The organism is Micromonospora sp. NPDC049048, assembly GCF_043197615.1.
Taxonomy (GTDB): Bacteria; Actinomycetota; Actinomycetes; order Mycobacteriales; family Micromonosporaceae; genus Micromonospora.
Genome location: NZ_JBICTM010000004.1, coordinates 556458 through 578404, shown reverse-complemented (window position 1 = coordinate 578404; position 21947 = coordinate 556458). Strand labels below are relative to the sequence as shown.

Annotated in this window: 4 protein-coding genes; all 4 read left to right on the top strand. The window is 75.8% G+C overall.

Annotated features, from left to right (window positions below; all coding sequences use genetic code 11):
- A partial coding sequence (locus ACGFIG_RS16945; protein ID WP_393003756.1) for a type I polyketide synthase occupies positions 1-9510 on the top strand: 9510 nt, incomplete at its 5' end.
- 196 nt (positions 9511-9706) lie between these two features.
- The gene (locus tag ACGFIG_RS16940) at positions 9707-10156 is read left to right on the top strand and encodes a hypothetical protein (protein WP_393003754.1); all 450 of its coding nucleotides are present in this window, start codon (positions 9707-9709) and stop codon (positions 10154-10156) included.
- Positions 10157-10212: 56 nt separating this feature from the next.
- Positions 10213-10944, top strand: a complete 732-nt coding sequence (locus ACGFIG_RS16935) for a hypothetical protein (protein ID WP_393003752.1) — start codon at positions 10213-10215, stop codon at positions 10942-10944.
- Between the two features lie 846 nt (positions 10945-11790).
- Positions 11791-21927, top strand: a complete 10137-nt coding sequence (locus ACGFIG_RS16930; protein ID WP_393003750.1) for a type I polyketide synthase — start codon at positions 11791-11793, stop codon at positions 21925-21927.
- Positions 21928-21947 lie beyond the last annotated feature (20 nt).

Sequence of the window (21947 nt, the reverse complement as noted above, 5' to 3'; positions counted from 1 at the left end):
GCGGATCGGGCGTTCCGGGAGTTGGGCTTCGACTCGCTGACGGCGGTGGAGCTGCGGAACCGGTTGAACGCGGCCACGGGGCTGCGGTTGGCCTCGACGCTGGTCTTCGACTACCCGACCCCCGCGGTGCTCGCCGACCACCTGTGGTCGGAACTGGCCGGCGTTCGCGCGTCGGCCGCCGGCCCCGTCGCCAGCACGGTCATCGGCACCGACGAGCCCATCGCGATCGTGGGCATGGCCTGCCGCTATCCGGGCGGGGTGGAATCCCCCGACGAACTGTGGGAGTTGCTGGCGGGCGGCGGCGACGGGATCTCCGAGTTCCCGGCGGACCGGGGTTGGGATCTGGAGTCGCTGTTCGACCCCGACCCGAACCGCAGCGGTACGTCGTACACGCGGCACGGTGGTTTCCTGTACGGGGCTGCCGAGTTCGATCCGGGTTTCTTCGGGATCTCGCCGCGTGAGGCTCTTGCGATGGATCCGCAGCAGCGGTTGCTGCTGGAGGCGTCGTGGGAGTCGTTCGAGTCGGCGGGTCTGGACCCGTCGCGGTTGCGGGGCAGCCGGACGGGTGTCTTCGCCGGCGTCATGTACCACGACTACGCCTCCCGCCTCATGGACCTGCCGACCGAGGTGGAGGGCTACGTCGGCACCGGTACGTCGGGCAGCGTGCTGTCCGGTCGGGTCGCGTACACGTTCGGCCTCGAAGGTCCGGCGGTCACCGTCGACACGGCGTGTTCGTCGTCGCTGGTGGCGTTGCATCTCGCCGCGCAGGCGCTGCGTAGCGGCGAGTGCGACCTCGCGCTGGCCGGTGGTGTGACGGTGATGGCGACGCCGGGGACGTTCATCGAGTTCTCGCGTCAGCGGGGCCTGTCGGCCGACGGCCGGTGCAAGTCGTTCGCGGCGTCGGCCGACGGCACCGGCTGGTCCGAAGGCGTCGGGGTCCTGCTCGTGCAGCGGCTCTCGGACGCGCAGCGGGAGGGCCGGCGCATCTACGCGGTCGTGCGCGGCACTGCCGTCAACCAGGACGGTGCGTCGAACGGTTTGACGGCGCCGAACGGTCCGTCGCAGCAGCGGGTGATCCACCAGGCTCTCGCCAACGCCCGGCTCACTGCGGCCGACGTGGACGCCGTGGAGGCGCACGGCACCGGCACGACCTTGGGTGACCCGATCGAGGCGCAAGCCCTGCTGGCCACCTACGGTCAGGACCGGCCCGACGACCGGCCGCTGTTGCTCGGCTCGATCAAGTCGAACATCGGGCACACGCAGGCGGCTGCCGGTGTGGCTGGTGTGATCAAGATGGTGCTGGCGATGCGCCACGGCCTGGTCCCGCCGACCCTGCATGTGGACGAGCCGTCCCCGCACGTCGACTGGACCTCGGGGGCGGTGGCTCTCGCGACCGAGCCCACGCCGTGGCCGGCCGTGGGTCGGCCGCGTCGGGCGGCGGTGTCGTCGTTCGGGATTTCCGGTACGAACGCGCATGTGATCATCGAGCAGCCGCCGGCTGAGGTGGTCGAGGGCGAGGTCGTCGCCAGCGACGTGCCGCCGGTGTTGCCGGTGTTGCTGTCGGCCCGTTCCGATGCGGCGTTGTCGGCGCAGGCGGGTCGGTGGGCGGGCTGGCTCGCCGCCGACGAGGTGCTGCGTCCGCTGGACGTCGCCTGGTCCTCGGTCACCACCCGACCCGCGCTGGAACAGCGCGCCGTCGCCGTGGTGGGCAACCGGGACGACCTCCTCTCCGCGCTCCGGGCCCTCGACGCGGGCGACCCCTCCGGTACCGTCGTCACCGGCTCCGCCACCACCCGCGGCCAGCTCGCCCTGCTCTTCTCGGGTCAGGGTGCGCAGCGTGTGGGCATGGGTCGGGAGTTGTACGCCGGGTTCCCGGTGTTCGCGGCGGCGTTGGACGAGGTGTGTGGGCAGCTGGATTCGTTGCTGCCGCGTCCGTTGCGGGAGGTGTTGTTCGCTGAGGCGGGTTCCGCTGAGGCGGAGTTGTTGGACCAGACGGTGTTCACGCAGGCCGGGTTGTTCGCGGTCGAGGTGGCGTTGTTCCGTCTTGTGGAGTCGTTCGGGGTCGTGCCGGACATGTTGGCCGGTCACTCGATCGGTGAGGTGACGGCCGCGCACGTCGCTGGCGTGTTGTCGCTGGCGGACGCGTGCGCTCTTGTGGCCGCGCGGGGTCGGTTGATGCAGGCGCTGCCGACCGGCGGCGGGATGCTGGCGGTGGCGGCGGACGAGGCGGCGGTGGCGGAGTCTCTCACGGGGATGACGGACCGCGTGGGTATCGCGGCCGTCAACGGTCCGGCCGCCGTGGTGGTCTCGGGTGCCGTCGACGCGCTGGACGAGGTGGAGCGACTCTGGCGGGACCGGGGTACCCGCACTCGCCGGCTCACCGTCAGCCACGCGTTCCACAGTCCGTTGATGGAGCCGATGCTGGCCGAGTTCCGGGCGGTCCTGTCCGGGCTCACGTTCTCCGCCCCGTTGCTGCCGATGGTGTCGAACGTGACCGGTGCGCTCGCTGACGCCGACGAGATCCGCACCCCGGAGTACTGGGTGCGGCACGTGCGGGAGGCCGTGCGCTTTGCCGACGGCGTGACCGCGCTGCGGAGCGCCGGTGTGGACACGTTCCTGGAGATCGGGCCGCAGAGCGTCCTGACGGCGATGGCCGCCGACGTGCTGCCCGACGACGACGCTGTGCTGGCTGTCGCCGTGCAGCGTCGGGACCGCCCGGAGGCGCAGGCGTTGCTGCATGCCCTGGCGGAGTTGCACGTGCACGGGGTTCCCGTGTCCTGGCGGCAGTGGTTCGCCGACAGCGGCGCGCGGCGGGTGGACCTGCCCACGTACGCCTTCCAGCACCAGCGCTACTGGCCCGAGGGCACGGCCGAGAAGCAGGCCGCCCCGGACGGCGGCGACGCCGAGTTCTGGACCGCCGTCGAGCGCGGCGACCTGGCCGCCCTCGCCGCCGAACTCGGTGACGACCCCGACGCCCTGGACGCGCTCGGCCCGGCCCTGCCGGTCCTCTCGCGCTGGCGTCAGCACCGGTCCCGGGACACCGCGCTGGACGGGTGGTCGTACCGGATCGGGTGGGAGCCCGTGCGGTCGAACCCGACGACCAGGCTGTCCGGGCGGTGGCTGGTCGTCACCGTCGACAGCGGCGCCGACGCGGGCGTGGCGAAGACCCTCACCCAGGCCGGTGCCAGGGTGGACACGCTGACCGTGTCGTCCACCCTGAGCCGCGTTGAGCTGGGCGAACAGCTGCGCCGTACCAGCGGGGAGGGCTGGGCCGGAGTGCTCTGCGTCCTGCCCCGCCAGGACCGGCCTCCGGCGGACACGCCGGCGCTGCCCGCCGGCACGGCGGTGCTGCTCGCCCTCGTCCGGGCGCTGACCGACACCGGCCTGTCCGGACGGGTGTGGGCGCTCAGCCGGACCGCGATGCCGGTCACGGCCGGGGAACGGGTCGACGACGTCTGGGCGGCCCTGGCCTGGGGCCTGGGTCGGGTCGTCGCCCTCGAACAGCCTGACCGCTGGGGCGGCCTGGTCGACCTGCCCGACCGCGCCGACCGCGGCGCCCGCGCCGGTCTCGTCGCGGTCCTCGCCGACGGCACCCTGGACCAGGTGGCCGTCCGCCGCAACGGCCTCTTCGGCCGGCGGCTGTTGCCGGCCGCGTCGCCGGCCGGTGCGGGTTGGCGGCCCGCCGGGACGGTGCTGGTGACTGGTGGTACGGGTGCGTTGGGTCGGCATGTGGCCCGTTGGTTGCTGGCCAACGGGGCGGCCGAGGTGGTGCTCGCTTCGCGGCGGGGTCCGGCGGCGCCGGGCGCGGCGGAGTTGGTCGACGAGTTGGGCGCGGTACGGGTGGTGACGTGTGACGTCACCGACCGGGCGGCCGTCGACGCCCTGGTGGCGGACCTGCCGGAGCTGACCGCCGTCGTGCACACCGCCGGGGCGTCCGGCGGCACCACCCCGGCGTACGAGGTGACCGACGGCGAGCTGGCGGAGACCCTGGCCGGCAAGGTGCTCGGCGCCCTGCACCTTGACGCCGCCTGCCGGGGCCGGGACCTCGACGCGTTCGTGGTCTTCTCCTCGGTCGCGGGCGTCTGGGGCGGCGGCGGGCAGGCCGGCTACGCGGCCGGCAACGCCCTGCTCGACACCCTCGTCGCCGCCCGTCGGGCGAAGGGCCTGCCCGCCACCGCCCTGGCCTACGGCCCGTGGGCGGAGGACGGCATGGCCGCCGGGGAGACCGCCGACGGGCTGCGCCGCCGCGGGTTCAGCCCGCTCGCGCCCGAGGCCGCCGTCGCGGCGCTGGGCCGCTGGGTGAACGCCCCCGAGGCGGCACCGGTGATCGTCGACGTCGACTGGTCCCGGTTCGTCACGGCGTTCACCGCCGCGCGGCCGAGCCACCTGTTCGACCGGGTCGCCCCCGCCGTCACCGAGGAACCGGAGCGGTCGGAGAGCGCCGCCGCCACCGACGGGCTGCGGGCCAGGCTCGCGACGCTGCCGGCGACCGGCCAGGAGTCGCTGCTGGTCGACCTCGTCCGCGCGGAGGCGGCGGCCGTCCTCGGCCACCCCACCACCGACCAGGTGCCGGCGGGCCGGGCGTTCCGCGAGCTGGGCTTCGACTCCCTTGCCGCCGTGCAGCTGCGGGACCGGCTGGGCCGGGTCACCGGCCTGACCCTGCCGTCGACCGTGGTCTTCGACCACCCGTCGGCGGCGGAACTGGCCCGCTTCCTGCGTACCGAAATCGTGGTCGGCGCCGACGGCGGCGCGGCCGTCGGCGGCGTGGCCTCTGCCCGGCCGGCTGCCGACGAGCCGATCGCGATCGTCTCCATGGCCTGCCGGTTCCCCGGCGGGGTGTCGTCGCCGCAGGAGCTGTGGCGGCTGCTGGCCGACGGGGTGGACGCGGTCACGCCGATGCCCACCGACCGGGGCTGGGACCTCGACGCCCTGTTCGACAGCGACCCGGAGCGGGTCGGCACCAGCTACACCCGCAGCGGAGGGTTCCTGCACGACGTGGCCGGGTTCGACGCCGCGTTCTTCGGGATCAACCCGCGCGAGGCCCTCGCCATGGACCCGCAGCAGCGGCTGCTGCTGCACACCACCTGGGAGGTCTTCGAACGCGCCGGCATCGACCCGCACCGGGTACGCGGCTCCGCCACCGGCGTCTTCATGGGCACCAACGGGCAGGACTACGCCACGCTGCTGCTGGGCGCCCGCTCCCAGGTGGAGGGCTACCAGGCGACCGGCAACGGCGCGTCGGTGGTCTCCGGCCGCCTGGCGTACTCGTTCGGGCTGCACGGCCCGGCGGTCACCGTCGACACGGCCTGCTCGTCGTCGCTGGTGGCCCTGCACCTGGCCGCGCAGGCGCTGCGCAGCGGCGAGTGCGACCTCGCCCTGGCCGGCGGCGTGACGGTGATGTCGACCCCGGGCGCGTTCCTGGAGTTCTCCCGGCAGCGCGGCCTCGCCGCCGACGGACGGGTCAAGGCGTTCGCCGACGCCGCCGACGGCACCGGCTGGGGCGAGGGCGTCGGCGTCCTGCTGCTCCAGCGGCTCTCCGACGCCCAGCGCGACGGCAACCGGATCCTCGCCGTCGTACGGGGCAGCGCCGTCAACCAGGACGGCGCGAGCAACGGCCTGACCGCGCCGAACGGGCCCGCGCAGCAGCGGGTCATCCGGCAGGCGCTGGACAACGCCGGCCTGAACCCGGGCGACGTGGACGCCGTCGAGGCGCACGGCACCGGCACCACCCTCGGCGACCCGATCGAGGCGCAGGCCCTCCTGGCCACGTACGGCAGGGACCGCTCCGCCGACCGGCCGCTGTGGCTCGGCTCGGTGAAGTCGAACATCGGCCACACCCAGGCCGCGGCCGGCGCCGCCAGCCTGATCAAGATGGTGCTGGCCCTGCAACACGAAGTGCTGCCGGCGACCCTGCACGTCGACGCGCCGACCTCGCACGTCGACTGGTCCTCCGGCACCCTGGCGTTGCTCACCGAGGCGCGACCGTGGACCGCCGACGACCGGCCCCGCCGGGCGGGCGTCTCCTCGTTCGGCATCAGCGGCACCAACGCCCACGTGATCCTCGAACAGGCGCCGCAGCGGCCGGAGCCGGTCGCCCCCGACGGGGAAGGGCCGGCGACGGTCCTGCCGTGGCCGGTCTCCGCCGCCGACCTGCCCGCGCTGCGCGAGCAGGCCGGCCGGCTGGCCGACCGGGTCGCCACGGACGACGACGCGGCCGACCTGGTCGCCTGGGCGCTCGCCGAGGGCCGCGCCCACCTCGGCCGGCGGGCCACCGTGGTCGCCGCCGACCGCGCGACCCGGCTGGCCGCGCTGCGGGCCCTGGCCGGCGGGGAGGACCACCCCGCGCTGGTCACCGCCCGGCGGCGTGCCGGCGGTCTCGCGGTCCAGTTCTCCGGCCAGGGCGCCCAGCGCCCCGGCGCCGGCCGGCAGCTGTACGACACGTTCGGAGTCTTCGCGGCGGCCCTCGACGAGGTCTGCGCGGCGCTGGACCACCAGCTGCCGCAGCCGCTGAAGCCGGTGCTGTTCGCGGCCGAGGGCAGCGCCGAGGCCGCGCTGCTCGACGAGACGGTCTTCACCCAGGCGGGCCTGTTCGCGCTGGAGGTGGCCCTGTTCCGGCTGGTCGAGTCGTTCGGGGTGGTGCCCGGGCACGTCGCCGGGCACTCCATCGGCGAGATCACCGCCGCGCACGTCGCCGGCGTGCTGTCCCTCGCCGACGCCGCCACGCTGGTGGCCGCCCGGGGCCGGCTCATGCAGGCCCTGCCCGCCGGGGGCGGGATGCTCGCCGTCGCCGCCGACGAGGCGGCGGTGGTCGGGTCGCTGGCCGGACTGGGCGACCGGGTCGGCGTCGCCGCCGTCAACGGCCCCACCGCCGTGGTGCTCGCCGGGGCCCTCGACGCCCTCGACGGGCTCGAGCGGCTCTGGCGGGAGCGCGGCGTACGCACCCGCCGGCTGCGGGTCAGCCACGCGTTCCACAGCCCGCTGATGGAGCCGATCCTGGCCGAGTTCCGGGCCGTGCTCGACGGGCTGACGTTCGCCGCTCCGCTGCTGCCGATCGTGTCGAACCTGACCGGGCGGCTCGCCGAGCCCGACGAGATCCGTACGCCCGACTACTGGGTGCGGCACGTCCGGGAGGCCGTCCGGTACGCCGACGGGATCGCCGCGCTGCGCGACGCGGGCGTGGACACCTTCCTGGAACTCGGACCGCAGGCGGTGCTGACGGCGATGACCGCCGGACTGCTCCCCACCGACGACGACGGCACGGCCGTGGCGGCGCTGCGCGCCGGCGCCGACGAGCCGGCCGCCCTGCTCGCCGCGCTGGCCGTCGTGGACGGCACCGGGCGGGACGTCGACTGGGCGGCGGTGCTCGCCGTGCTGGCCGGCCCCCGTCCGGATCCCCGCCGGCTGCCCGAGCTGCCGACGTACGCGTTCCGGCCGCAGCGCTACTGGCCGACCCTCGACGCGACGCCGACGCCGGGCGCCGACCCGGTCGACGACGCGTTCTGGCGGGCCGTCACCGACGGCGACCTGGGCCGCCTCGGCCTCGACCCGGACCAGCCGATGCGCGAGCTGCTGCCGGAACTGGAGTCGTGGCGGCGCCGCCAGCAGCTCGACGGCACCCTGGCCGGCTGGCGGTACCGGGTCACCTGGGAACGCCGGGCGCTGACCGGCGCCGACCCGGGCACGTGGCTGGTGGTGGCGCCGCCGCACCAGGTCACCGACCGGGTGCTCGCCGCCCTCACGGCCGGCGCCGCGGCGGTGCACCTGCTGACCGTCGACCCGGCCACCGTCACCCGCGACGGCCTGGCCGCCGACCTCGACCGGCTCGCCGCCGCGCACCAGCCGACGGCGCTGCTCTCCCTGCTGGCGCTGGACGAGGCGCCGCACCCGGAGCAGACCGCGCTGCCGACCGGCCTGGCGGCGAACCTGCTGCTCGTACAGGCGCACACCGGCCGCTCCGGCCCGGCCGTGCCGCTGTGGCTGGCCACCACCGGCGCCGTCGCCGTCGACGGGGAAGCGGTCGTGCACCCGACGCAGGCCACCACGTGGGGCCTCGGCCTCGTCGCCGCGCTGGAGCACCCCCGGCACGTCGGCGGAGTCGTCGACCTGCCGGCGGGCCCGGCCGAGGCGGCGTACGCGGCCCTGGTCGGGGCGCTGGTCAACGTCGACGGCGAGGACCAGCTCGCCGTCCGGGAGGCCGGCGTGCACACCCGGCGTCTGGTCCGCGACACCGCGCGGCCGGCAACGGGTGACGGGTACCGGCCGAACGGCACCGTGCTGCTCACCGGCGGGGCCGGCACCGTCGCTCGCCACGCCACGGACTGGCTGGGCCGCCAGGGCGCCGAGGTGCTTCCGCTCGCCGAGCCGGCGACCGGGAAGCTCGGTGACCTGATGGAGCAGCTCGCCGCCGAGAGCCGGCCGGTGACCGCGCTCGTGCACGTCCCGGCGGAGACCGGCTCGGTGCCGCTGGCCGAGTTGACCCTCGCGGGTCTGGCCGCCGACCTGGCCGCCACCGTCGGCGACGTCCCCGGGTACGCCGACGAGCTGGCGCACCGGTCGCTCGACGCGTTCGTGCTCTGCACCTCCACCACGGGCGTGTGGGGGGCGGGCGGCCGGGCCGGCCAGTCCGCCGGTGACGCGCTGCTGCACGCGCTCGCGGCGAACCGCCGGCACGGTGGACTGGCGGCCACGGCCGTGGCGTGGGGCCCGTGGCAGGACGATCCCGAGTCGGCCGAGCAGGAGCAGCTACGCCGGCGGGGCCTGCCGGGTCTGCCCCCGGAGCTGGCCGTCGAGGCGTTCGGGCAGGCGCTGCGCGCGGAGGCGGAGCTGATCGTCGCCGACGTACGCTGGGACCGGTTCGTGCCGACGTTCGCGTCGATGCGGCCGTGCCCGCTGCTGACCGGGGTCCCCGAGGCGGGCGCGGCGATGCCCGCCGACGACGACCGCCAGCCGGCGGACGACGAGGCGGCGACCGCGCTGCGGGAGCGGCTGCGCCCGCTGAGCCCCGCCGAACGCGAGGGCGTCCTCGTCGACCTCGTGGGCGGCCTGGCGGCGACCGTGCTGGGCCACGCCGGGGACGCGGGGCTGGAGCCCGACCGCGCGTTCCGGGAGGTCGGCTTCGACTCGATGACGGCGGTGGAGCTGCGCAACCGGCTCCGCGCCGCCACCGGCGTCCAACTGCCCGCCGCCGTGGTGTTCGACTACCCCACGCCGGCGGCCCTCGCCCGGCACCTGCGTGACCGCCTCGTCGAGGACGGCGCCGCCGCGGCGGCCCCGCTGCTCGCCGAACTCGAGCGGCTCGACGGTGTCTTCGCGGCGGACGCGCCGGACCGGCTGACCCGGCAGAAGCTGCTGGTGCAGTTGCAGGCGTTCGTCGCCCGGTGGGGCGACGAGCGTGGTCCCGTCGAGGAGAAGGCGGCCACGCACACCCTCGACGACGCCACCGACGCCGAGATCTTCGATTTCATCCACCGCGAGCTGGGTGGTCCCGGAGGGAGCCTGCCGGGGCTGTAGGAACGGGCCGGCGCGACCGCTGTCGGCGGTCGCGCCGGCCGTGGTCGGGCGGCGTGCCGCACCCGCCCGGCCACGGCCCGTGGGAACGGCGCGCGGTCACGGCCCACGAGCCCCGCCCACCGGACGGCGGGCAGTCTGCGTCGGTAGCGGCTTCGCCGTCGCCATCGCGGCCCACCTGGTCTGGGACATCTTCGCAATGGGCTGCCTGTACTGGGAGTCCGACAATTCCACGGTCCAGTTGTTCGTCGTGCAGCCGCTGAACCTCATTGTCCTCAAGGGGCCGGCGTTCGCCATCCTGCTGTTTCTCGTCATCACCGCGCTGCGTCAGGAAACGAGGTCACTGCATCGGCACCTCCGGGACGAGGCGGGCGACCCGCGTGGCGCGATCACCCCGGCCGAGGTGCCCGTACTGGTGAATCCACCGCTGCGTCTGCGGATGCGGCTACAGGCACTCCTGCGTGGTGACCGTCCGGCCTACACGCGGATGAAGCGGCTGCACTCCGCGCAACTGGACCTGGCATTCGCCAGATGGCGCCGCGACGGAGGCGACCCGCAGCCGCCGGGGGCCGAAGACGCGCTGCGGCAGCGGATTCACGGTCTCAAGACCGAATCTCCGGTCCCGGCGACCGTCGCCGGCAACGGGTGACCCCGGCCCGGACGGGGCTCCATCCGTCCTCAATGGAGTTGTGCCACACTTCCCGGGTGACGCTGCCGCCGACGTCTGATGTGCCCGACGACCCGGGTGCTACCCCGCCGGAACCCGGCCTGGCCGCGCCACCGCCACCGCCGGCGCCGCCGAAGAACAACGGACCTCTCATCATCGGTGTCATCGCTGGGGTGCTGGCGCTGTGCCTGCTCGGGACCTGTGTGGTGGCGGCCGGCGCGTTGGTCGTCGCCAACAGGGACGACGACGGCCGGCCGGTGGCCGTCGCGGACGGAAACTCTCCCGTGCCGTCGTCGACGACACCCCCGGCACCGTCCACGGAGGTGCCGTTGCCGCTGCCGGAGGAGCCGCCTCCCACGACCGAGGCGGCTCCGCCACCGCCGCCCGCGAAGATCGGGCAGTGCATCGTCGTCAGCGAGGACGGCGACTTCCTGGGTATCGGTAACTGCAACGGCACGCGGGGCACCTACCGGGTGGTGTCGGTGGACTACGACCAGGGCACGTGCGCCGATCCCAAGTCCGCGTACATCACGGAAGACGGCTACCGCCTTTGTCTCGAGCGCCATCTGGTGCGCAACTACTGTTACAAATTCCCAAAGGGCGATGGCTGGATCGTCGGCGCGTCGAAATGCAAGGCAAAGGGCACCGTGCACATCGTCGACATTGTCCCAGGGGCCGCCAACGACAGGAAGTGCACCCGGGACTACCGGTGGAACCGCTGGTACCGGTTCACGCACCCGACTGTCGTCTACTGCGTGATGCAGTATTAGCGCCCGCCGTGATGATCCCGCATCCAATGCTCCGCGCTATTGATGTGGTCACGACAGCGACGGTGAACTCGAAGCGCACGTGACGATGTTCACGCTCTGTCGGCCAGGACCAGGTCGGGCGAGGGTGTGGCCGGTGCCGGCCGGGGAAGCGGGGCCCGCCCGTGGCCCCGGATGGCACCGCCACGCCGCCGGGTCAGCCGGGCGTCGCTGAAGGAGGCACCGAACCAGCGGTACGAGAGCGGTCGCGGCGCGGCCACCTCGGGCGCGTCCCGCCCCGGGGCCCGGTCCGGACCCCTCGCGCGGCCGGCACCGAGGTGGTGGGCGGGACGGACGACGGCGGAGCGGCCCACCGGACCCGGCCGCCCCACCTGGCCCCGGCGCACCGACTCGTCGACGTCTGCCGTTTCGGCCCATCTGGCGGGCGCCCCTGGCCAGCTCCCGCAGCGGGGCGAGCCGCGACCGACGCCCACCGAGCGTCGCTCACGTCGTGCCGCCCCGTAGCCGCTACCCTGACGCGAGGACTTCGGTCGGTCATCGATTCGCTCGGTCGCCAACCGACCCACCGGAGCGCGGCTCTTATCGATCGCCGCCACGCCGGGCCCGCCTCCCTGGTCGGCGGTCCCTTACGAAACACGGGCTAGGGGCACCCGTAGGGGCACGCTAGGGGTTGTGACCGCCGTCCGGCGACAATTACCTTTCGTCCGGCGCGTAAGACCTGGTGGGGGCTGAAACGCTTATTGTCTGGCAATTCGTGGTCGGCTGAATGGGCTTAGATCTTCGCGGCTTGTGGCGTCTGTGGACGGTATTGGGTCGCCTGTTTCTTACCGGCCCGAAGAGGTGGCGTCAATGGCGACTGAAGATACGCTCCGGGAGTACCTGAAATGGGTGACGGCGGACCTTCACCAGACCAGGAGGAAGCTCGGCGAGCTTGAGGCGGCCAACCGCGAGCCGATCGCCATCGTCGGCATGGCCTGCCGGTTCCCGGGCGGGGTGGGCTCGCCCGAGGAGCTGTGGGAGCTCGTCGAATCCCGCCGCGACGCCGTCTCCGCGTTCCCCGCCGACCGTGGCTGGGACCTGGCGCGGTTGTTCCACCCGGACCCCGACCACCCCGGCACGTCGTACGTCGCCGAGGGCGGTTTCGTCGACTCGGCCACCGACTTCGACGCCGCGTTCTTCGGCATCTCGCCGCGCGAGGCGCTCGCCATGGACCCGCAGCAGCGCCTGCTGCTGGAGACCTCGTGGGAGGCGTTCGAGCACGCCGGGATCGACCCCTCGACGCTGCACGGCCACCAGGTGGGGGTGTTCGCCAGCACCACCGGCCAGGACTACGTGGGCCTGCTCCAGCAGCCGCCGCCCGGTACGGAGGGCTACATCCTCACCGGCACGGCGGCGAGCGTCGTGTCGGGCCGGATCTCGTACGCGCTCGGCATCGAGGGCCCCGCCGTCACCGTCGACACCGCCTGCTCGTCGTCGCTGGTCGCACTGCACCTGGCCTGCCAGGCGCTGCGGCAGGGCGAGTGCACCCTGGCGCTGGCCGGCGGCGCCACCGTCATGTCCACCCCGTCCGCCTTCATCGGGTTCAGCCGCCAGCGGGGCCTGGCCATGGACGGCCGGGTCAAGTCGTTCGCCGCCGCCGCCGACGGCACCGCCTGGGGCGAGGGGGCCGGCCTGCTGCTCGTCGAGCGGCTCTCCGACGCCCGCCGCAACGGCCACCCCGTGCTGGCCGTGGTACGCGGCAGCGCGGTCAACCAGGACGGCGCGAGCAACGGCCTGACCGCCCCCAACGGCCCGTCCCAGCAGCGGGTCGTGCTCCAGGCGCTGGCCAGCGCCCGGCTCGCGCCCGAGCAGGTCGACGTCGTGGAGGCGCACGGCACCGGCACCACCCTCGGTGACCCGATCGAGGCGCAGGCGCTGCTGTCCACGTACGGGCAGGGGCGGCCGGCGGACCGGCCGCTGTGGCTCGGCTCGGTCAAGTCGAACATCGGCCACACCCAGGCCGCCGCCGGCGTGGCCGGCGTGATCAAGATGGTGATGGCGCTGCGGCACGACACCGTGCCGGCCACCCTGCACGTGGACGAGCCCACGCACAACGTGGACTGGACCGCCGGCGCCGTGGCGCTGGCGACCGAGCCGCAGCCGTGGCCCGCCGGGGAGCAGCCCCGCCGCGCGGGCATCTCCTCCTTCGGCATGAGCGGCACCAACGCCCACGTGATCATCGAGGAGGCGCCCGCCGCCGACCCCGCCCCGGCGGACGCCCCGGACAGCCCCGCCACCGCGACCGACGAGGCCACCGCGCCGGCCGCCGTCGACCCGGCCCCGGTCGACGGGGCCGGCCTCGTGCCGGTGCTGGTCTCCGCCCGCGACGCCGAGTCCCTGACCGCGCAGGCGACCCGCTGGGCCGACTGGCTCGACGACCGCCCCGAGCTGCGCCTGACCGACGTCGGCTGGTCGTCGGTGCGTACCCGGGCCAGCCTCGAGCACCGCGCCGTGCTGCTCGCCGCCGACCGCAACGACCTGGCCGCCGGCCTGCGCGCGCTCGCCGCCGGCGGCGACGCCCCGGGCCTGGTCACCGGCGCGGGCCCGCGCGGCGGCAAACTCGCGTTCCTCTTCTCCGGCCAGGGCGCGCAGCGCAGCGGCATGGGCCGCGAGCTGGCCGCCGCGTTCCCCGTCTTCGGCAGGGCGCTGGCCGAGGTCTGCGCCGAACTGGACCGGCACCTGCCCCGCCCGCTCACCCCGGTGCTCTTCGCGCCCGAGGGCGACGAGGCCGCCGCACTGCTCAACCAGACCCTCTACACCCAGGCCGGCCTGTTCGCCGTCGAGGTCGCGCTGTTCCGGCTCCTGGAGAGCTGGGGGGTCGTTCCGGACGTGCTGCTCGGGCACTCGATCGGCGAGCTGTCCGCCGCGCACGCGGCCGGCGTGCTGTCGCTCGCCGACGCCGCCACGCTCGTCGCGGCCCGGGGCCGGCTGATGCAGGCCCTGCCGGCCGGCGGCGCGATGCTGGCCGTCCAACTGCCCGCCGACACCGTCCGGGCCGCACTGGTCGGCGTCGAGGACCGGGTCGCCGTGGCCGCCGTCAACGGGCCCACCGCCGTGGTCGTCTCCGGCGCCGCCGACGCCGTCGAGGAACTCGAACGCCGCTGGTCGGACCAGGGCGTACGGACCAGGCCCCTGCGGGTCAGCCACGCCTTCCACAGCCCGCTGATGGAACCCATGCTCGCCGAGTTCGCCGCCGTGGTGCGCCGGCTGGAGCTGCACCCGCCGGCGCTGCCGATCGTGTCGAACCTGACCGGCGCCGTCGCCGACCCCGACGAGATCCGCACCGCCGAGTACTGGGTGCGGCACGTGCGGGAGGCCGTCCGGTTCGCCGACGGCGTCGAGCAGCTGCGCGCCCTGGGCGTGCGTACGTTCCTGGAGGTCGGCCCCAGCGGGGTGCTCACCGCGCTGGCCCGCGACGTCCTGACCGCGGCCGGCGCCGACGACGACACCGCCGCCGTGGCGCTGCTGCGCCGCGACCGCCCCGAGCCCACGTCCGCGCTCACCGCCCTCGCGCAGCTGCACGTCGACGGGGTCGAGGTGGGCTGGGCGCCGCTGTTCGCGGGCGCCGACACCACGCGCGTGCCCCTGCCCGGGTACGCCTTCCGCCGGCAGCGGTTCTGGCCCGAGCCGCCGCCCGCCGCCCCCGCCGCCGGTGCGGACGGCGACGACGAGTTCTGGACCGCCCTGGAGCAGGCGGACGTCGACACGCTGCGCGGCGAACTGGGCGACGACGACGAGCAGGTCCAGGCGCTGCTGCCGGCCCTGCCCGTACTCGCCTCCTGGCGCCGGTCGCGGCGGGAACGCTCCCTCGTGGACGGCTGGTCGTACCAGGTGACCTGGCAGCCCGTGCCGGTCGAGGAGCGCGACGGCCCGGCGGGCCGCTGGCTGGTCGTGCTGCCGGCCGACGACGCGCCGGCGTGGGCCGACGGCCTGGCCGGGCTCTTCGGCGACGCCGAACCGCTGGTGCTGCGCGTCGGCGCCGCGGACCTCGACCGTGCGGCGCTCGCCGCCCGGCTGCGGAACCTGGTCGACGGCCGGCCCGTCGACGGCGTGCTCGCCGTCGTCGCCGGCCAGGACCGGCTGCTGCCCGAGCACCCCGGCGTGACCCTCGCCGCCGCCGGCACCCTCGCGCTCGTCCAGGCGATGACCGACCTGGACCTGGTGGCGCCGCTGTGGTGCGTCACCAGCGGCGCGGTGGCGGCGGCCCCGGGCGACCGGGTCGCGCACCCGTTGCAGACCGAGGTCTGGGGCCTCGGCCGCGCGGCGGCCGTCGAGCAGCCGCACCGCTGGGGCGGCCTGGTCGACCTGCCGGCCACCGTCGACGACGCCACCACCCGGCGGCTCGCCGCCGTGCTGGCCGGCCACGGCGGCGAGGACCAGGTGGCCGTACGCCCCGGCGGCACCTGGGCCCGGCGGCTGACCCCGGCCCCGCCGGCGGCCGACGAGAATCCGGCCGGCGACTGGTGGTCCGGGGCCGTCCTGGTCACCGGCGGCACCGGCGCCCTCGGCGGCCACGTCACCCGCTGGCTGCTCGACCGGGGCGTCGGGCGGGTGGTCCTCGCCAGCCGTCGGGGCACCGCCGCTCCCGCCGTGGCGGAACTGCTCGACCGGTACGGCGCCGACGGGCGGGTCACCGTCGCCACCTGCGACGTCACCGACCAGCGGTCCGTGGCGGAGCTGGTGGACTCGCTGCCCGACCTGACCGCGGTGGTGCACGCCGCCGGTACCGACCAGCTCACCCCACTGACCGACACCACCCTCGACGAGTTCTCCCACGTCGTGGCGGGCAAGGTGCTCGGCGCCCTGCACCTCGACGCCTGCCTCGCCGAGCGCGACCTCGGCGCGTTCGTCATGTTCTCCTCCATCTCCGGCGTGTGGGGCAGCGCCGGGCAGTGCGCGTACGGCGCCGGCAACTCCCTGCTGGACGCCCTGGCCGTCAACCGGCGCGACCGGGGCCTGCCGGCCACCGCCGTGTCCTGGACCGCCTGGGGCGGCGCGCACGGCATGGCCGCCGAGAACGTGGCCACCGAACAGCTCAACCGGATGGGCCTGCCGCCCGTCGACCCGGAGAAGGCGCTCGTCGCCCTCGACCGGGCGCTGCGCCGCCCGACGCCCTGCGTGACCGTCGCCGACGTCGACTGGACCCGGTTCCACCCCGCGTTCACCGTGGCCCGGCCCAGCCCGTTCCTCGGCGACCTGCCGCAGGTCCGGGCGCTCGTCGCGCAGGAGGAGGCCGCCGCCCCGGCGGGCGGGGTCGCCGCGCCGCTGCGTCACCTCGCCGCGCTGCCCGCGGCGGAGCAGGAGCGGGAGCTGCTGCGGCTGGTCAACGAGCAGACCGCGGCGGTGCTGGGCCACGCCACGCCCGACGAGCTGCGCGGTCGCCCGTTCAAGGACCTCGGCTTCGACTCGCTGACGGCCGTGGACTTCCGGGGGCGGCTGAACGCGGCCACCGGCCTGCGGCTGCCCACCACGCTGGTCTTCGACTACCCGACCCCCGCCGAGCTGGCCGCGCACCTGCGCGAGCTGGTCTCCGGCGCCGCCCCGGCCGACGCCCCGCAGACCGTCGTCGTGGACGCCGACGAGCCCGTCGCGATCGTCGGCATGGCCTGCCGCTACCCGGGCGGCGTCGACGGGCCGGAGGCGTTCTGGCGGCTGGTCGCCGACGGCGTGGACGCCATCTCGCCGTTCCCCACCGACCGGGGCTGGGAGATTCCCGAGCCGGCCGAGGGGACCCACCCGCCGGCGGGCGGGTTCCTCTACGACGTGGCGGACTTCGACCCCGCCTTCTTCGAGATCTCGCCCCGCGAGGCCCTCGCCATGGACCCGCAGCAGCGGCTCACCCTCGAGACGTCCTGGGAGGCGCTGGAGCGGGCCGGGGTGGACCCGGCGTCGCTGCGCGGCACCCGTACCGGCGTCTTCGTGGGTGCCTCCACCTCCGGCTACGGCACCGGGCTGACCGAGGTCCCCGAGGGCGTCGAGGGCTACCTGATGACCGGCGCCGCGCACAGCGTCATCTCCGGCCGGGTCGCGTACGCGCTCGGGCTGGAGGGGCCGGCCGTCACCGTCGACACCGCCTGCTCCTCGTCGCTGGTGGCGTTGCACCTCGCCGGGGCGGCGCTGCGACGCGGCGAGTGCGACCTGGCGCTGGCCGGTGGCGTGGCGGTGATGGCCACCCCGACGGCGTTCCAGGAGTTCTCCCGTCAGGGCGGCCTGGCCTCCGACGGGCGGTGCAAGTCCTTCGCCGCCACGGCGGACGGCACCGGCTGGTCGGAGGGCGTCGGCATGCTGCTCGTGCAGCGGCTCTCCGACGCCCGGCGGCAGGGGCGCCGCGTCCTCGCCGTGGTGCGCGGCTCCGCCGTGAACTCCGACGGCGCGTCGAACGGCCTGACCGCCCCCAACGGGCCGTCCCAGCAGCGCGTGATCCGGCAGGCGCTCGCCAGCGCCCGGCTGACGGTCACCGACGTGGACGTCGTCGAGGCCCACGGCACCGGCACCGTCCTCGGCGACCCGATCGAGGCGCAGGCCCTGCTGGCGACGTACGGGCAGGACCGGGGCGACGCCGGCCCGCTGCTGCTGGGCTCGGTCAAGTCGAACATGGGCCACGCGCAGGCCGCCGCCGGCGTGGCCGGCGTGATCAAGATGGTCCTGGCCATGCGGGAGGGCACCGTCCCGGCGTCGCTGCACGTGGACGAGCCGTCGCCGCACATCGACTGGTCGGCCGGCGACGTGGAGCTGGTGACCCGGTCCCGGCCGTGGCCGGCGGTCGACCGGCCCCGCCGCGCGGCGGTCTCCTCGTTCGGCATCTCCGGCACCAACGCCCACGTGGTCGTCGAGCTGCCCGCCGACGCGCCCGCCGACGCCGAGGCGGCCGACGCCCCGACGCCACCGGCCGCCGGTGAGGAGCGGGAACGCGCTGCCGGGCTGCTCGCCGCCGACGTGGTGGTCTGGCCCGTCTCGGCCCGCTCCGCCTCGGCGCTGGCCGCGCAGGCGTCCCGGCTGGCCCGGCACCTGCGCGCACACCCCGGCCTCGCCCCGGCGGCGGTCGGCTGGTCGCTGGCCGCGACCCGTTCGGCGTTCGACCGGCGTGCCGCCGTGCTCGGCGCGACCCCCGGCGAGCTGCTGGCCGGCCTGGACGCGCTCGCCGCCGGCACCCCGGCCGGCAACGTGGTGACCGGCACCGTCGCCAACCACGGCGCGGGACCCGTGTTCGTCTTCCCGCACACCACCCCGGCCGGCGCGGCGGCCGGCCTGGTGGGCCGCTGCCCGGTCTTCGACGACGCGCTCGCCGAGTGCCGGCAGGCCCTCGCGCCCTGGATCGACGTCGACCCCGCCGCCCTGGTCACCGGTGCCGACCCCTCCTGGGCCGACCGGCCGGAGCTGGCCCGACCCGTCCTGTTCGCCGTCGGGGTGGCGCTCGCCGCCGTCTGGCGGCACGCCGGCGTCACCCCCGCCGCGGTCGTCGGCGACGGCGACGGCGAGGTCGTGGCCGCCTGCGTGGCGGGCCTGCTGTCCCTGCCCGACGCCGCCCGGACGGTGGCGCTGCGGGCCCGGGCCGCCGCCGGCGAGCTGGACCCCGACGGCCTCCGCGCCGCCCTGGCGGGGATCGCGCCGCAGCCGGGGACCGCCCGGCTGGCCTCCGCCGTCATCGGCGACTGGGCAGACCCGGCCCGCCTCGGTGTCGACCACTGGGCCGACCCGGCCAGCCTCGGTGCCGACCTGGCCGGCCCCGGAGCGCCGAGCGTCCCCGGCGCCGACCGCCCGGCCGATGTCGCCGGGGGGCCGGAGCAGCTGGACGCCGCCCTGCGCGTCGCCGTCGCGGCCGGACACGTGACCTTCGTGGAGGTGTCGCCGGAGCCGGCGTTGGCCGCCCGGGTCTCCGCCGTTCTCGCCGCGACCGGCACCCCCGGCCACGTCCTGGACACCCTCGGCGGACCGGACGACGCCGCCATCCGGCTGCTGACCGGCCTCGCCACCGCGCACGCCCTCGGCCTGCCGGTGGAGCACCGCCGGCTGCTGCCCGAGTCCGAGCCGGTGGACCTGCCCACGTACGCCTTCGACCGGCACCGCTACTGGCTGGAGCGCACCGGCGCCCACCGCTCCGTCCTGCCCGCCGTGGGCCTCGACGTGGTCGACCACCCGCTGCTCAGCGCGGTGGCCGACCTGCCCGGCGACGAGGGGCTGCTGTTCACCGGCCGGATCACCCTCGCCACCCACCCCTGGCTCGCCGACCACGCCGTGCTGGGCACGGTGCTGCTGCCCGGGACGGCCCTCGTGGAGCTGGCGTCCTGGACCGGCCGGCAGGCCGGCGCGGCGACCGTCGCCGAGCTGAACCTGGAGGCGCCGCTGGCGATCCCCACCGAGGGCGGAATCGACCTGCGGGTCCGCGTCGGCGCACCGGACGAGACCGGACACCGGCCCGTCGCCATCCACACCCGGCGCGACGACGACACCGCACCCGACGGCTCCCGGGCCTGGCAGCGCCACGCCTCCGGCCAGCTCGCCGACACCGTCGACCCGGACCCCGCGCCGGCAGCCGTGTGGCCGCCCGCCGACGCCGAGCCGATCGCCCTCGACGGGCTCTACGGCCGGCTCGCCGCCCAGGGCTACCACTACGGCCCCACCTTCCGGGCGCTGCGCGCCGCGTGGCGCTCGGGCCAGGACATCCTCGCCGAGGTCGCCCTGGACGCCGACGCGTCCACCGACACCACGGCCTTCTCCGTGCACCCGGCCCTGATGGACGCGGCGCTGCACGCCATCGGCGCCAGCGCCACGGCCGGCGCCACCGACGCCGCGACCGGCGACGCCGCCGGTGGCGCGCCGAGCACCGACGGTGGCCCCGACATCCGCCCGGGGCTGCCGTTCACCTGGTCGGGCGTGACCATCCGGCCCACCCGCGCCCGCGAGCTGCGGATCCGGCTGCGCGCCACCGACGCCGGCTCCGTGGCCCTGACCATCACCGACACCGGCGCGACGCCGGTCGCCTCCGTGGACGGTCTGGTCCTACGGCCCATCTCCGGCGAGCAGCTGAGCGCCGCCCGCCGCTCGGCCAGCCGGTCCCTGCACCGCCTCGACTGGGTGGCCCCCGCCGCCGGCCGGGCCGACGGCAGCCCTCGGCTGGTCGTCCTCGGCGACGACTGGCCCGGCGCCGACCGGCACCCGGACCTCTCCGCGCTGGTCGCCGACGTCCGCGCGGGCGGTGCCGTGCCCGACGCGGTGGTGGTGACCTGCGCCGGACCGGCCGCCGACGAGCCGCACCCGGCTCGCCAGGCGCACCGCGTCGCCCACCGCATGCTCGCGCTGGCCCAGCAGTGGCTCGCCGAGGACGCCCTGACCGCCGCCCGGCTGGTGGTGGTCACCCACGGCGCGGTCCGGGTCGACCCGGACGAGCGGATCGCCGACGTGCCGGCCGCCACCGCCTGGGGCCTGCTGCGCTCCGCGCAGTCCGAGAACCCCGACCGGATCGTGCTGCTCGACGTCGACGACGACGCTCCGGCCGCCGCGCTGCTGCCGGCGGCCCTGGCCACGGGCGAACCGCAGCTCGGCGTACGCGCCGGCCAGCTCCGGGTGCCCCGGCTGACCAGGCTCGGCCCGCCCCCGGCCGAGGCGTCCGGCCCCGACCTGGCCGCCGGCACCGTGCTGGTGACCGGGGCGACCGGCCTGCTCGGGCGGCTCGTGGCACGACGGCTCGTCACCCGGCACGACGTACGGCACCTGCTGCTGGTCAGCCGCAGCGGGGCGGACGCCCCGGGCGTCGCCGCGCTGGTCGACGAGCTCGCCGGACTGGGCGCCACCGCCCGGGTGGTCGCCTGCGACGTCACCGACCGCGACGCGCTCGCCCTGCTGGTCGACCAGCTCCCCGCCGACCTGCCGCTGACCGGCGTGGTGCACGCGGCCGGGGTGCTCGACGACGGTGTCCTGCCCGCGCTCACCCCCGACCGCTTCGACACCGTGCTGCGACCCAAGGTCGACGCGGCCTGGCACCTGCACGAGCTGACCGAGAAGCTGGACCTGGCCGCGTTCGTGCTCTTCTCCTCGGCGGCCGGCCTCTTCGGCGGCCCCGGGCAGGCCAACCACGCGGCGGCGAACTGCTTCCTCGACGCCCTCGCCCAGCACCGACGCGACCGGGGGCTCCCGGCGCTCTCGCTGGCCTGGGGCCCGTGGGTCAACGACACCGGCGACGGGCAGACCGGGCACGTCGACGAGGCCCGGATGAACCGGGGCGGCTTCGTGCCGCTCGGCGCCGACGAGGGCATGGACCTGTTCAGCGAGGCGCTGCGTTTCGCCGAGCCGGTGGTCGTACCGGTCAATCTGGACCTCGCGCTGATCGGCCGGCACGGGCCGGCGGCGGTGCCCCCGGTGCTGCGGTCGCTGGTCCGCCCGGCGACGACCGGCGCGGCCCGCGCCGCCGAGCGCGACCCGGCCGAGGCGCTGCGGGAGACCCTCGCCGCCACGGCGGAGGGCGACCGCGACCAGGTGCTCTCCGACCTGGTCCGCACCCACGCCGCCGCGGTCCTCGGCTACGCGTCGATCCGGTCGATCGACGTGGAGCGCGGCTTCGTCGAGCTGGGCTTCGACTCGCTGACCGCGGTCGAGTTCCGCAACCGGCTCAACGCGGCCACCGGCCTGCGGTTGCCGTCCACGCTGATCTACGACCGGCCGACGACGGCCGCGCTGGTCGAGTACCTGCGCGGCGCGCTGCTGGCGGAGCGCAGCACGTCCGCGCTGACGGTGCTCGGCGAGCTGAACAAGCTGGAGCACGCCATGCGCGCGGTGTCCACCGGCGACACCGACCGGGCCGCCGTCGGCGCCCGGCTGCGTGAACTGCTCTCCCTGTGGACCTACACCGAGTCCGGTGCGGACTCCGCCGCCGACGAGGGCACCAGCCTCGAGTCGGCCTCCGCCGAGGAGATCTTCAGCCTGCTGGACGAAGAGTTCGGCTCGGCCTGATCCGGCATGTCGCACACCTC